Here is a 14,001-nt window from a genome sequence, read left to right as displayed (position 1 = left end):
TACAATAATTCAATCGTGTTGTAAATTGTTAACAATGAACAGTGTTATGTGAACTAATTCGGTGGTTTAATGAAAGTATCATCACAAACAATAAAAAGTGTAAAAGTAGAGTATTACCAAATTCCGCTAGCTGAAGTATTAAGTGATGCTAAACATGGCGATCACACTCACTTTGAAATTATTGCATTACATATAATGACCCATGACGGCTTTGAAGGTATGGGTTACACCTATACTGGTGGAAAAGGTGGACGTGCAATTTATTCACTCCTTAATGACGAAATTAAACCGGGGTTAATTAACCAAGATTCAACGTCAATTATGGCAATCTGGGATAAGTTACAGTGGGATCTACATTATGTAGGCCGTGGTGGTTTACTTAGTTTTGCTATTTCAGCAGTTGATATAGCGCTGTGGGACATTAAATGTAAACGTTTAAATGCACCCTTATGGCAAGTTGCTGGGGGCAGTAGTGATAACACAAAATGTTATGCAGGTGGAATAGATTTAAACTTTAGTGAGCAAAAACTACTTGATAATATTGGTGGTTATTTAAATCGTGGTTTTAACGCCGTAAAAATTAAAGTGGGTAAACCAGATTTTAAAGAAGACATAGAACGTGTAGCTGCAGTACGCAATTTAATTGGTAATGACAAAATACTCATGGTCGATGCTAATTACTCGATGAGTGTGGAGCAAGCAATTCGCTTTGCAAAATCGATTGAAAAATATGATATTACATGGTTTGAAGAGCCCACCATACCAGATGACTACAAAGGTTTTGCTCGCATAGCACAAGCAACCTCAATACCGCTTGCCATGGGCGAAAATTTACACACACTGCATGAGTTTGGCTATGCAATTGACCAAGCTAAATTGGGCTTTTTACAACCAGATGCATCAAATATTGGTGGTATAACAGGGTGGTTACATGTAGCCAGTATGGCATATACCCATAACTTACCTATTTGCAGTCATGGTATGCATGAACTGCATGTATCACTACTGGCATCTCAGCCACATGCTGGTTTTTTAGAGGTTCATTCTTTTCCTATTGATGAATACACAACGCGTCCTTTAAAACTTGAAAACGGCAAAGCGTGCGCGCCAGATATAATAGGTACAGGTGTCGAGTTTGACCCACAACTCGTTAAACCACATTTAGTTAAGCACTCCTAGTAAAAAATAAACGAGTCGTTGTGCGGCCACAAGAGCAGTGAAGTGATTATTTAACAAGGAGTGATGAATAATCCATCATAAATTAAATCTTATGTGCATTGCCCTTGTGGGCGCCTTTATAAAAATAGTTACATTATTTACAGTGCAAGCTGTTGATATTAAATCCACTATAATAGGAGTATTTAACGTTAAAAAATTGTTTTCTAAAGAGGCAATATTTTATATTTAATTATTCAGAGATTTATCTGAATTGGCATTTACCACAACCCAAATTGCAAAGTAAGTGGTAAAGCTTTAGATTGCTATAAAGGAATGCACTCTTTGCTGAATAAGCAATACAAATTAAATTAGTTAGTAACTCTCACATCCCCACTAAAAGCCAACATAAACTGTTGGCTTTTTTATGCTTTTAAATTGTATTAAAAAGCATGAAACTACCATTTTTAAGCAAAATGCGTGTATTTCCATCATAAAGTTGCCCTTAATATGTTGTATCTAAATTCATTTATTACAGTGTTAGGTTTTATTATGACGTCAAAAATAATAGGTGTGAGCGATTTCCCTGATGCATTTTTAACAAAACGCACAGCAAGTGGCATGGGACAAATGGACGATCAAAACGATCCCGTCAATATGATATTAGGTCTAAAAGATGTACGTAAAGCGGCGCATAATTGTGCTGTTTTTCAATCAGGAGCTAAACCAGGGCGTATTGTAATTCCATCAGAAGTCGCAATACGTAAAACACGTCAAATCCCATTTGAAGTAGACCCACCTGAGCACGGCGGTTTTCGTGAACTATTAAATCCATGGTTTAAGCGTCCATTAGATGAGGGTTACCAAGCGCGCTTACAAGCTATTATTGATGAAACAATAGACAATGCCTTCAAAGCCGAGTCGTTAGATGTGGTGTCACAATTTGCACTCCCGCTGCAATCTAAAGCATTAACGCTGTTACTTAATACCTCAATGGATAAAGCACAAACATGGATAGATTGGGGTACGCACGTATTTAGAAGTGAAGATAGTGACCTTGATAGCGATAAAGCCAATATTCTATACGATTACATTGATGAGCAAATAGAAAACGCCATTGCAATCCCGGGTGATGATTTATATTCAGTGCTTTTAAATTCAGAGGCGAACGGTAAAAAGCTGAGTAAAGAAGAAGTAAAAGGTGTGATGATCCTGACCTTTGCAGGGGGGCGCGACACCGTTATAAACGCGATCACAAACTCTATTGCCTACTTTAGCGAAAACATCAGTGATTTAAAGCGTATTGATGATGAGCCTGAAATATTAAACAGGGCCGTAGAAGAACTCATTCGCTATTTTTCGCCGCTTACGCAAATGGGCCGCGTCGCTACGCAAGACACAAGCGTATGTGAGCACGCTATAAAAGCCGACACACGAGTTTCGTTATGTTGGGCGTCGGCTAATCGCGATGAAAAGGTATTCAAAGATCCCAACAATGTCGACTTCGACCGAAAGGTTAACCCGCATATTAGTTTTGGTTTTAGTCATCACAATTGTTTGGGCGCAACGCATGCTCGCCAAATTCTGCGTCAACTAGTGTTATCACTTGCTAATAAAGTTGCTCAAATAGAGACAATAAAAGCAGATGAAAATATTGAAAAACTAGGTGAGTTTTCAAGAAAGGTAGGCTTTAACAGTCTGCACGTTAGCTTTAAATCAAAATAAAAACACCGTACAAAATAGTTAAATAAATACAGTAACAAGTAAAAGTAGAGGATTAATACGATGGCGAAAGTAATATTTATAACCAAAACAAATAATGCAGTTGAAGTTGAGGGCGACAGTGGCTCGCTAATGGAACTAGCATCAGCAAATGGTGTTGCTGGTATTGATGGTGATTGTGGCGGTGTATGTTCGTGTGCAACGTGTCATATTTACTTAACACCGGATGACTTTAAAAAAGTAGGTACACCCGATGAGATAGAAAGCGACATGCTAGAGCTGGACGATAACGTAACGCAATACAGCCGTTTATGTTGCCAAATTGAGGTGTCTGACAATATTGAGGGCATGACCTTCAGAGTAGCCAATTAAAAGCGGGTACAGCATTATGCAAAACACACATACAGAACCAAATCTACTTGAGCAAAGCGTGGTGGTTATTGGCGCAAGCCATGGCGGGGTTAACTTTGCTTTTACCCTTCGCCAGCAAGGTTGGCTGGGTAAAATTACGTTACTCGACAGCGATCCAGAGCTGCCATATCATCGGCCACCTTTGTCTAAAAAAACGTTGCAATCGGATGATGTAAAATCGACTCCATTAAAAGTAGAAAAAGCTTATACCGATAGCAATATAGATTTATGCTTGGGCCAGCGTGTTACTGCAATTAATAAACAAAGTAAAACAATTACGCTGAAATGTGGAAAGCAAATAGCCTTTCATAAATTAGTCATAGCGACGGGATGTTCGCCCTTTATTCCGCCTATTAAAGGGCTTATTGATACCGTTGACGATAAAGGGAATGCACAATATTTTGCGATGCGAACACACGCAGATGCAGTGGCAATAAAAACAGAACTCAATAAAAGTAATGATAAACAGGTAGTCATTATTGGTGGCGGCTACATTGGCCTTGAGTCGGCGTCATCGTTTATAGCGTTAGGTGCAAAAGTAACGGTAATTGAAAAGCAACAAAGCATACTCTCGCGTGTTACATCAGCTGTTATGTCTGACTTTTTAACTCAATTGCACATAAGCAAAGGGGTAGATTTGCAAACAGCAAAAGATGTTGTACAAATAAAGCACACAGCTAATAAACATTATGTTGTATGCAGTGATGGCACTCAATATCCCGCCGATTTTATTTTAGTGGGCGTTGGGGTAAGGCTTAATACCGAGCTTGCAGTGACTGCAGAGTTAGCGCTCGAACAAGGTATCAAAGTAAATGATGTATGCCAAACTTCACACCCTGATATTTTTTCTATCGGCGACTGTACCTCACATTTTAATAAAATTTATCAGAGATGGATAAGACTTGAATCGGTTCAAAATGCCGTAGAACAAGCCAAAACAGCTGCACAGTTTTTAGCAAAAAATAGTGAACCGGTTCCTGCTTTACCTTGGTTTTGGTCAGATCAATACGAGTACAAACTACAGATAGTGGGTTTATCACAAGGGTATAACGAAATTGTCGTACGCGAAGAGTCACCGGAACAATTTTCGCTTTGGTATTTTATTAACGACACATTGTTGTGTGTAGAAGCGGTTAATCATGCTAAAGCCTACGTACTTGGTACACAGGCTATAAAGCAAAATATAAAGGTTAATAAGCGGATATTAAGTGATTTAGCAACACCGCTTGCAAAGCAACACCTACTTGAGACGTAGCTGCTGGCGATACTGGTGAGGGGTAACTTTAAAATGGTGCTTAAACTGCTTAATAAAATACGACGGGCTGGAGAAACTCAAGTCGTAAGAAATATCAGTTACCGAGGCATCACTTTGCCCAAGTAGTCGTGCGGCATTATATAGCTTGTGCTGAATAAGGTAGTCGGAGTACGGCACTCTAAAATGCTTTTTAAATACTCGTGAAAAATACGAAGGTGATAAATAACAAAGTGCTGCGGCTTGCTCTAGCGAAAGATTGAGGCCATTTTTTGTTTTTAGCTCATTAACAACGGGTGTTAACTTTTTAAAGCTAGCTGAACCACTCAACGGTTTTTGCTGGTTAGATAAACTACTTTTACCGTATTCGCACACCATGGTTATTAAACTATTAAACAGTTGTTTGCAGGTTTTACTTTTTGGGTTTTCGTTAAACTCGCTCAACATCCATGCGAGTAGTTTATGGATTCTTTTTTGTAGTTCAACGCTAAATGTTAGATGTAAACCGGTTTTCAATAGATCGAAAAACTCTTGTAGGGCTGGGTCGTTAAGGCGCTCAGGCATAAACTGCACAATATACCAAGATTTAGGACGTGGGTTTAAAGCAAAATCATGCGTTTCCATTGCAGGCGTAAAAACGGCCTCAAAATCAGACAGAGTTGATTCACCCTGATGGTAAAAATACGTGCCATCAATTTGTTCAAAAAATATAAATTCGTGCACCTGATGAAAGTGCATAAAACATGAATAGCTATCGTGCTGAAGATAACTTACATGATGAATTTCGAAATCGTAACCGTCTTTTATACAAAACGGTTCACAGTAAATTGTCGGTTGCTTCATAACATAATACTTATATTTAGAGACTTAGGAGTCTACATGTACAAGGCAAAAGCTGCAATTGCAGATGGAAAAGGCGGTTTTTTCTTCGATACCGTTAATGTCGGAAAACCAAGTACTGGCGAAGTAAAAATTAAAATAAAAGCCTCAGGTATTTGTCATACCGATTGGGATTCAATTACAACGTGGAATAAAAAATTTATCATTGGTCATGAAGGCGCAGGAACCGTTGTTGAGTTGGGCGAAGGTGTAACGGAATTTACTATTGGCGATAAAGTAATACTAAATTGGGCAATTCCGTGTGGTGAGTGTTTCCAGTGCCAAGAGGGTAATTTACACATTTGTGAAGTAAATAGCCCCGTAACTGGCAATGGTTTATGCGGACACGCAGGTAAACAAGCGTGTGAGCATAATGGCAATAGCTTAGAGCGCTCATTTCATTTAGGTACGATGAGCGAATACACCGTCGTAAAAGCTGCTGCAGTTATAAAAATACACAGTGGCATTCCTTTTCCAAGTGCAAGTATTGTTGGTTGCGGTGTAATGACCGGTTACGGATCAGTGGTTAATGCCGCTAAAGTAAAAGCAGGTTCGTCAGTGGCCGTATTAGGCTGTGGAGGCGTAGGACTAAATGCAATACAAGGGGCTGCAATTTCAGGCGCCGCTAAAATAATAGCAATTGATTTGTCACCGGAGCGATTAACACAAGCTAAAGCATTTGGTGCTACACATACTGTACTTGCTAAAAAGTATGACCCTGATTTAGTTCATATGATAAACGAAGTTAAAGCGCTAACAAATAGTCGCGGAGCCGATTATGCCTTTGAGTGTACAGCAGTGCCGGCACTTGGTTCAGCGCCATTAGCATTAATACGCAGCGCGGGCGTTGCGGTGCAAGTGAGTGGCATTGAGCAAAAAATAGATTTTGATTGCGAATTATTTGAGTGGGATAAAATTTATATAAATCCGCTCTACGGGCAATGTAATCCTAAGCGCGACTTTGCTCAAATACTAGACCTTTATGACGCAAAAAAGCTCAAGCTCGATGAGCTAGTCACAAAAACTTACTCGTTAGATGAGTTACAAACAGGCTTTGACGACATGCTAGCAGGGCGTATCGCTAAAGGTGTCGTCGTGTTTGATGATTAAAGGAGCATAAAATGGCAATTCATCGTTTAGAGGTATCAAATAACTGTTACACCGCTGATAACTTTGTAACGCTAACCGCGTATAGCAGTCACTTAAAAGGGCGAGGTGATATAAGCATTTACCAAGAAGCAACCAGTAATAAAAATGTACCTATAATTGTATTACTGCATGGTGTGTATGGTAGCCACTGGGTGTGGAGCCAGCTAGGGGGTGTACATAAAGTGTATCAGCAGCTTCGTAGCAGTGGCCTTAACGAGTTTGTATTAGTGATGCCATCAGATGGCGCACACGCTGAGGGCAGCGGGTATTTGCCACTTAAAAATGCAGATTATGAAGCATGGATAGTTGATGATGTGATTAGCGCTGTTATTCAAACTCAACCAATGTGCTCGAGCTCATCAAATATTTATATTACGGGCCTTTCAATGGGAGGGTATGGAGCATTATGTTTAGGTGCAAAGCATCCAACTATTTTTAGCGGTATATCAGCGCATTCATCAATTACTGAGCTTGACGACTTTAATCACTTTGTTGATGAACATACTCTAAAGCCACTAAAAAAAACCACTGATAAGTACAAAGGCGACGTGTTTAAAACATTGATCGCGAATAAAAAGACATTACCGCCACTGCGATTTGATTGCGGAAAAGACGATGTACTTTTTAGTGCTAATACTGCGCTTGCAAAAAAGCTAGTTGATGAAAATGTTCCTCATACGTTCGATATTTTTGCAGGCACCCATTGCTGGGAGTATTGGCACGAACATGTAGCTAAAACTATGATCTTTTTTGCTCAATTAGAAAGCAAAACTCACACACAATTAAAATAAGGAGATAACACATGAAAGTCATTAGCTCACTTTTAATTGCATTTGCATGTACTGCATCATGCAATTTAGTCGCGCAGCCAGAAGTATCCGTAAATTTAAACGTAAAGCGAAGTATTGACGGCCTATCAACCTTTGATAGAAGCAAATACATTGTTATGCATTCGATGCTAACAACAACCGATTGGAAGGGGGAAGAAGATAAGCTTGACTACTTACTTAACGACCTTGATGTGTACTTTGGTCGCGATAATGGTTCTATGCCGTATTACGCGACTCAAGTTGAGCAAAACTCAAATAACCTAGGGTACGCAAGCCCTGAGAGTATCGCTGCTTATGGCAAAACTGCTCGCGAAGATTATTATGGTAAAACGTTGTCGAAGCTTCATAAATACGATAATAAAGCCCACGTAATGATAGGCGGGCAAATTAATCAGTTTTGGATTGGTAATCATAAAGGCAAAGGCGAATGGAGCTTTGCTAATACCGATGCTGTGGGTCAATATATGGGAAATTTTGTAAATGAATTTTATCGAAATGACAACCAAGGACCGAACAAAGGCCCAGCACGGCCACAATACCTTGAAATACTTAATGAGCCACTTTACGAACTTGTTGATGTACATCACGGTAAGCCTATCGATACATTTATTTTTCATAACGAAGTAGCCCAAGGCATACGAAAAGTTAATACAAGTATTAAGATTGGTGGGTACACCACTGCCTTTCCATGGTTTGACGATAACAACTTTAATCGTTGGGATGAGCGAATGAAGCTATTTTTAGATACCAGCGGTGAATACATGGATTATTTTTCGATTCATCTTTACGACTTTGGCTATTTAAACCGCGATAAAGGCGTTGCTAACTTTAAAGGAGCCCGTATAGAAGCCACTATGGACATGATGGAGCAATACGAAAAGCTTAAGCTAGGTAAGGTAAAACCTTTCATGATTTCGGAATACGGCGGGCGTGACCATAAAACAGAAGCAACGCCATGGACTGCAATAAATGACTGGCAAACTATGAAATCGTTTAGCCCTATGATGATGCAATTTATGGCTAAACCTAATCTCATACTTAAAGCCATTCCATTTAGTTTAGCAAAAGCAGAGTGGAGTGGTAATGAGGGACGCGATTATGCTTGGCGCTTACTACGCCACAATGACGAAAAAACAGGTGAAACAGGCGATGAATATGTATTCACCGACATTATTAAATTTTATCAATTGTGGTCAGATGTAAATGGCACACGTGTTAATACTGACTCAAATGAAGCCGACTTATTAGTAGATAGTTACGTAAACAAGAACAAGGCATATGTAATTATCAGTAATTTAGAAACAAGTGCTAATAGCGCCTTGCTAAATTTAACAGAGCTACCAAGCAATCCGATTAATAACATTAAAATTAAGCACTTGCACTTTGCTAATGGTGAGTCAACACTTACAACAACATCACAAAATATTGGTGTAAAAAATGAGTTACCAAAAAGCATTAACATAGGCGCAGAAGCCACAGTAATTATTGAATATACGTTCAGCAACAATATAAAAATTACTGCTGAGTCTGACGAGCATAAATACTATGCAACAACCTACAAACAGCCAATTAAAGCCAATACAGCGCTTAAATTTAACATTAACGATGTAAAAACAAGTGAATATGGTAAAGGTATATTGCGTTTAAGTTTTGGTAGAGAGCACGATTTAGCTCAACAACCTATCGTTAAAGTAAATGGCACTTTAGTTACTGTACCAACCGATTATGCCGGTGATGAGCAAGTATTTCGCCCACAAGTATTTAGCATGCTAGAAATCGAAGTTCCAAACGAGCTGTTAAAAACCAATAATACGATATTAGTTACATACCCAGATGATGGCGGATTTGTTAGTAGCGTGACGCTTCAAGCGTTTGAGTACAGTGATGATATTTAATTTAAAAAACTAACTATTTGTTATGTTATAAAAAGCAAGGTCACTAATTATTAGTGGCCTTAGTTGTCACAGAAGTCTTATTAAATTTTAAAAATAGATGGCATAATTCGTATGCATTAGTGATTGATCTTAATGTGTATTATATTTACTTGTGCTATTGGCCGAAAAGAAAACAGATGCCTTAATGGTCGGCGGAAGCTTATGTTATGTCTATCCCGCACGGGGTACCAATATCAATTTTATTAAAAAAATTTAATGTTTTTAATTTACCTATGGTTCTTTTAGCGAGTGTAACCACATTTATTGTAATTATTTCAATAGGTTGGGTTGAGCCTATAGGGCCCTTTTTTTTAATTTTCTTTGGCTCTATTGTAGTTGCTATAGGTTGTTGGTATACAGATTTACTCTTTTTTAAAAATAAAAACTAACCAATAACCTGTTGCAGTTTAAAAGAGAATTATCGACTATCAATCATAAGTATATCGAGTTTATGTTGAGCTCTGGTTTGATTCTTTATGTCGATAGCTTCAATCATCTCGCATTCGTCTCTGATCATTTCAGGAATGAGGCTAGGGTAGTGGCGACAGTCCTCTGGGCGGTCGAGATAAATACTGCAGGTGTACATGTTTTTAGCCAAAGGATCTTTTTTAGGCGCAATTTCTAAAAAAGGGCAAGCATCTAGTCTCAATCCTGTTTTTGGGTCAAACCAAATTTCGTCGTTTTTCACGTATTCATAGATTTCGGGGTTAAAAAGCTCCCATAAATCAATTTCTTCTTTTGATGCGCTTAAATCGCCACCACCGTATTTAATACAGCACTTACCGCATTGATTACATTGTTTCATAATTTGCTAATTGAATTGGTTGTCAACGAGTTTAAGTTAGCTGTTAGTGTAGCACTGAATTTATTATTCGCTGTTTGCTTAATTAAAAAACCATCCCTTTAATTTGTGTGTACACAGTAGTTACGGCATTAATCTAGATGAAAAATCCCTTGTTACATTTTATATAGTGCAGACATTATTAAATGGTTTACTCTAAAGGTAGTTAAAAATGTTATGAAATCAGTTTGAGTAACTTGTGGTTGTTACAATTACTGTACAAAAATATTTGATCAGGAATTATCATGAAAGAAGCTGTTTCAAAGTTAAAAACAGAATTTAATGCAAAGTTATTGTATTGGAACAATCTTAAAAGTAACAAAGCTAAAGCGCTAATTCTCTTATTGTTTATAGCTGTTATTGCGCTTAAGGTATTTACAACCATCTTTACCTTCGATTGGCTTGCGAGTTTATTTCGCATTTAAGGTTACAAGCAATAATTTCGGTAAAATTTTAATCACAAAGTGTTTAACGCCTACCCGATGTTTATTATTAATGTATTATTACGCTATAGACCAAATTAAATAAATCAGTTGTTAAAACATGTTTTGTAATGGCTGAATGCTATATTTTGGCTAAATTGAGTGAGTAATTGAGTTTAGCTGCATTAAAAGGTAACACGTAATGATGAACACAAAAGTATACAAAGCGGTACACGACTTAGCAGAAGAGCTAATGACGGCTGCTAATAAAAATGATCGTGAAAAGTTTGAGTCTTTATTTGCTCAATTAAAAGCTATTTGTATGGAAAACGAAAATACGTCTAAAGATCACCCAGTGCAATGGGAAACCCTAGCTGATTTTACCGAAGAGCTAGAAGAAGCGATCACCACTTATGAAAAAGCGTTAGAGAAGTCAATTGCAATTAATAACAAAGATCATATGTCATCGGTTGCTTTTTCAATGGCTACGTTACAGTTAGAAATAGGTCAAAAAGACGAAGCGATTAAAAACTTACAAAACGCTAAAGTCAGTGCTAATAAAATTGAAGATAAAGAGCTTAAAGCTGAAATACATGACTTACTAGAGTCACTTATTGAAGAGGAAGGTTAAGTATTTAAAAGTATAATTAGCCCCCATTAAATGTGATTTTTGTGGACTTAACTTGATATTAATAACGCGCTGGTGGTTTATACCCTCAGCGCTTTTTTATGTTTACTATAAATGACAAAAAGAAATGCTTTATTTTTGAGCCAGTTTACTCATAAAGTTTATATTTATTAATCAGCCTGTTACTTATTAAATTCTATTCAGCAAATCTATAGATTACTTTTTATGAGTGAGTCCCACTAAAATAAGTTAACCAATGTGGTCATGAGTCATCTTCCTTTTGAATGAATAACAACAAATTGTTAACACTGAAAAACGTCTGAAATAATTAGAATGTAATTAAAAGTCACACATAAAATATTTTTTATCAAATGCTTGGGTTCTGGTTTGGCTAAAAACCAAGCATGCTGCAGCAAATTCAATCTCAAAAAGTTAACACTCTCTAAATACCTAGTTGTAAATAGGGTGTTCAGCTTGTTCATTTACGGCGTTAACTTAGTCCCGTTAATTACCACTAAAGTGTGAAATTTGACCAAAACTTTAACTAATCGTTGCATTTTGTTAATTGTTAACATTATATTGATTGTGAGTTCCATGCCTTTACACAAAGGATTAATTTTTACACCAAGATAGGTAACAGTTATGAAAAAAAGATCATTGTATTGTGCGGTTTCGAGTGCGCTATTACTTTCAAGTACCTTTAATGTGCACGCTGTTAAAGTGCAGTTTAATATTGATACAAAACATGCTGTAGGACAGTTTGATAGCTTCGATCGTCGTAAATTTATTACGTTACATTCATCAAATACCGAAAGTGACTGGTTTGGAAATAACGCTCAAAGCTTAAATGCGCCTAATGCTGATCCTGATTTAATGACCCATTTTTTAGAAGATTACGATGTGTACTTTGGTCGTGATACAGGGGGCATGAAATATCAACTAACACAATTACCAGAAGATTCAGCAAAACCAGGTTATGCAAGCGCGGCAACCGCAACAACAAATGGCGGCGGAGTAAAATGGAATTATACCAATATTACAACAGCTCAAGCTAAAACAATGCGAAAGCATGAAGGGCGTAACAGCGATTTAATTGTCGCTGCACAGCAACATCCTTATTATCCTGATGGCACTAAAATTGGTAATCAAAATTGGTCTTTCTCACAAAGAGATACTGCGGCTGAACCACTAGGTACAGCCATGGGCGACTACATGGCGCAGTTTTTACAAAAATACTTTAAATCAGGCCCATCAGATAGCCTTGGTCAAAAGCGCCCAACGTATGTTGAGGTAATGAACGAGCCACTGTTTGAACTGCACGACTTTCCGCATACCGGTTATGATAAAGAAAGCCTCTATGACATTTTTAGATTGCATAACTCAGTTGCTGATGTGATTAATGCTAACCCTGCACTGAATGATGTGAAAGTAGGGGGCTTTACGGTGGCGTTTCCTGATTATGAAAAAGGGTCACAATTTTTCGATAACTGGAAGCAACGCGACAAGGCATTTTTAGATATTGCAGGAAATAAAATGGACTTTATTTCGATGCACTTATATGACTTTCCAAATTTCCCAGGTGGCCCTGGTGGTCAGCATCAAATACAGTACCGAAAAGGCAGCAATATGGAAGCGACCCTTGATATGGTTGAGCAATATATGGCTTATAAATGGGGAAGTATTAAGCCGTTAGTTATTTCCGAATATGGCTCTCAATTACAAGGCTCATTTGGTACTAAATGGACACCGCAACGTGACTGGTTATGTCTAAAGGCAATGAGCTCTATGCTGATGAGCTTTATGGAAAGGCCAAACCGTATTGATAAAGCCATTCCGTTTATTCCATTAAAAGCAGAATGGGGCCGTATAAGCGACACTATTCCCTATTACTGGCGTTTACTGCGTCAAGCTAAAGAAGGTCAAGGTGAAACCGGCGAGCAATGGGTTTACACCGAAATGGTTAAGTTTTACCAGTTATGGTCTGATATAAAAGGGACGCGAATAGATAGCTGGGCAAGCGATATGGATATTCAAGCTGACGCGTATGTTGATGGCAAAGATGTTTATTTGGTATTAAACAGCCTTGAATTTTCGCCGACCAATATTGATTTAAGTGTTTTAGGCAAGGGTTCTAACAACGTAACGGGTGTAAATATTAAGCATTTATATCCTAATGCCCAAGGCAAACCAGTATTGGATAACAGCAACAGAACAACACTACCAAGCTCTGTTGTATTAGGCTCTGAGTCAACCATGATAATTAAAGTGAGTCACCAAAAAAATGTTGTTATTAACAATATTAATCAAGAGACTAAGCATTACGCAAGTGCAGTAGTTAAAAATATTGCAGCCAACGCGACCCAGTTCTTTACTATTAACAATGTAGATAAAGGGGCTAATGGCGAGGCTACATTGCGCTTAGGTGTTGGCCGCCCTCATGGTAAGTCGTTAACGCCAGTTGTAACTGTTAATGGGAATAGAGTCGCTATTCCTACTGATTTTAGAGGATATGATCAAAAAAATGGTGGCCTTGGACGTGAGCGTTTCTTTGGTGTTATTGAAATTCCAGTGCCATATAATAACATTAAAAAAACTAACAATATTGAAGTTACATTCCCTGACAGTGGTGGTGCAGTTAGTTCACTAACATTACAAAACTTTAAAATGAGTAAACGTATTACTCGCTAAAAACGTGTAATAAAGGTTTAGTAATAAACAAACTGCGGGTTTATCTATATGATAGCTTCGCAGTTTTTTTATTTGTATCGCTACTACTGC

12 protein-coding genes are annotated in these 14,001 nt (G+C 37.9%); 10 read left to right on the top strand and 2 right to left on the bottom strand.

What is annotated here, in order from left to right; translation table 11 throughout:
- Nucleotides 1-69 precede the first annotated feature (69 nt).
- The 4 genes from LOS73_RS13305 to LOS73_RS13290 all read left to right on the top strand — a co-directional run bounded on the left by LOS73_RS13305 (nt 70) and on the right by LOS73_RS13290 (nt 4,543).
- Nucleotides 70-1,179: a mandelate racemase/muconate lactonizing enzyme family protein gene (locus LOS73_RS13305; RefSeq protein WP_007378064.1), complete on the top strand. Its 1,110-nt coding sequence runs from the start codon at nt 70-72 to the stop codon at nt 1,177-1,179.
- A 528-nt stretch (nt 1,180-1,707) separates the two neighbouring features.
- Nucleotides 1,708-2,880 carry a cytochrome P450 gene (locus LOS73_RS13300; protein WP_457933826.1) on the top strand — a complete coding sequence of 391 codons (1,173 nt, stop codon included), beginning with the start codon at nt 1,708-1,710 and terminating at the stop codon, nt 2,878-2,880.
- A gap of 60 nt (nt 2,881-2,940) precedes the next feature.
- Nucleotides 2,941-3,249, top strand: coding sequence for a 2Fe-2S iron-sulfur cluster-binding protein (locus LOS73_RS13295; RefSeq protein ID WP_457933825.1), 309 nt, complete (start codon nt 2,941-2,943; stop codon nt 3,247-3,249).
- A gap of 16 nt (nt 3,250-3,265) precedes the next feature.
- Nucleotides 3,266-4,543 carry an NAD(P)/FAD-dependent oxidoreductase gene (locus LOS73_RS13290; RefSeq protein ID WP_457933824.1) on the top strand — a complete coding sequence of 426 codons (1,278 nt, stop codon included), beginning with the start codon at nt 3,266-3,268 and terminating at the stop codon, nt 4,541-4,543.
- On the opposite strand, the gene LOS73_RS13285 is transcribed toward LOS73_RS13290, so the two are convergent.
- Nucleotides 4,529-5,278 (bottom strand): helix-turn-helix domain-containing protein, encoded by a 750-nt coding sequence (locus tag LOS73_RS13285; protein WP_033029505.1) that lies wholly within the window; start codon nt 5,276-5,278, stop codon nt 4,529-4,531. The genes LOS73_RS13290 and LOS73_RS13285 overlap by 15 nt on opposite strands.
- 141 nt (nt 5,279-5,419) lie before the next feature.
- Here LOS73_RS13285 and LOS73_RS13280 point away from each other — a divergent pair, with 141 nt between their 5' ends.
- Genes LOS73_RS13280 through LOS73_RS13270 form a run of 3 tightly spaced genes read left to right on the top strand, consistent with a single transcriptional unit; the run spans nt 5,420 to nt 9,293 of the window.
- Nucleotides 5,420-6,529, top strand: a complete 1,110-nt coding sequence (locus tag LOS73_RS13280; RefSeq protein ID WP_457933823.1) for a Zn-dependent alcohol dehydrogenase — start codon at nt 5,420-5,422, stop codon at nt 6,527-6,529.
- An 11-nt stretch (nt 6,530-6,540) separates the two neighbouring features.
- Nucleotides 6,541-7,359: an alpha/beta hydrolase gene (locus LOS73_RS13275; protein ID WP_342865275.1), complete on the top strand. Its 819-nt coding sequence runs from the start codon at nt 6,541-6,543 to the stop codon at nt 7,357-7,359.
- A gap of 11 nt (nt 7,360-7,370) precedes the next feature.
- A complete protein-coding gene (locus tag LOS73_RS13270) occupies nt 7,371-9,293 on the top strand; it encodes a beta-agarase (protein ID WP_457933822.1) in 1,923 nt (640 codons plus the stop codon).
- Between the two features lie 457 nt (nt 9,294-9,750).
- Here LOS73_RS13270 and LOS73_RS13265 read toward each other — a convergent pair whose 3' ends face one another.
- Nucleotides 9,751-10,137 carry a YkgJ family cysteine cluster protein gene (locus LOS73_RS13265; protein WP_007378074.1) on the bottom strand — a complete coding sequence of 129 codons (387 nt, stop codon included), beginning with the start codon at nt 10,135-10,137 and terminating at the stop codon, nt 9,751-9,753.
- Nucleotides 10,138-10,418: 281 nt separating this feature from the next.
- Here LOS73_RS13265 and LOS73_RS13260 point away from each other — a divergent pair, with 281 nt between their 5' ends.
- The 3 genes from LOS73_RS13260 to LOS73_RS13250 all read left to right on the top strand — a co-directional run bounded on the left by LOS73_RS13260 (nt 10,419) and on the right by LOS73_RS13250 (nt 13,911).
- Entirely contained in the window at nt 10,419-10,598 is a 180-nt protein-coding gene (locus LOS73_RS13260; RefSeq protein ID WP_007378075.1) for a hypothetical protein, read from the top strand.
- A gap of 199 nt (nt 10,599-10,797) precedes the next feature.
- Nucleotides 10,798-11,226 (top strand): hypothetical protein, encoded by a 429-nt coding sequence (locus LOS73_RS13255; protein ID WP_007378076.1) that lies wholly within the window; start codon nt 10,798-10,800, stop codon nt 11,224-11,226.
- A gap of 639 nt (nt 11,227-11,865) precedes the next feature.
- Nucleotides 11,866-13,911, top strand: a complete 2,046-nt coding sequence (locus LOS73_RS13250; RefSeq protein WP_007378077.1) for a hypothetical protein — start codon at nt 11,866-11,868, stop codon at nt 13,909-13,911.
- Nucleotides 13,912-14,001: the final 90 nt, after the last annotated feature.

This window comes from Pseudoalteromonas sp. SCSIO 43210 (assembly GCF_054133285.1).
This window is presented reverse-complemented; position numbering and strand designations above follow the sequence as displayed.

Coding starts and splice junctions, on each gene's coding strand:
- LOS73_RS13280 (WP_457933823.1), top strand. CDS start 5,420: ATGTACAAGGCAAAAGCTGCAATTGCAGATGGAAAAGGCGGTTTTTTC.
- LOS73_RS13305 (WP_007378064.1), top strand. CDS start 70: ATGAAAGTATCATCACAAACAATAAAAAGTGTAAAAGTAGAGTATTAC.
- LOS73_RS13300 (WP_457933826.1), top strand. CDS start 1,708: ATGACGTCAAAAATAATAGGTGTGAGCGATTTCCCTGATGCATTTTTA.
- LOS73_RS13275 (WP_342865275.1), top strand. CDS start 6,541: ATGGCAATTCATCGTTTAGAGGTATCAAATAACTGTTACACCGCTGAT.
- LOS73_RS13260 (WP_007378075.1), top strand. CDS start 10,419: ATGAAAGAAGCTGTTTCAAAGTTAAAAACAGAATTTAATGCAAAGTTA.
- LOS73_RS13255 (WP_007378076.1), top strand. CDS start 10,798: ATGATGAACACAAAAGTATACAAAGCGGTACACGACTTAGCAGAAGAG.
- LOS73_RS13265 (WP_007378074.1), bottom strand. CDS start 10,137: ATGAAACAATGTAATCAATGCGGTAAGTGCTGTATTAAATACGGTGGT.
- LOS73_RS13295 (WP_457933825.1), top strand. CDS start 2,941: ATGGCGAAAGTAATATTTATAACCAAAACAAATAATGCAGTTGAAGTT.
- LOS73_RS13285 (WP_033029505.1), bottom strand. CDS start 5,278: ATGCACTTTCATCAGGTGCACGAATTTATATTTTTTGAACAAATTGAT.
- LOS73_RS13290 (WP_457933824.1), top strand. CDS start 3,266: ATGCAAAACACACATACAGAACCAAATCTACTTGAGCAAAGCGTGGTG.
- LOS73_RS13270 (WP_457933822.1), top strand. CDS start 7,371: ATGAAAGTCATTAGCTCACTTTTAATTGCATTTGCATGTACTGCATCA.
- LOS73_RS13250 (WP_007378077.1), top strand. CDS start 11,866: ATGAAAAAAAGATCATTGTATTGTGCGGTTTCGAGTGCGCTATTACTT.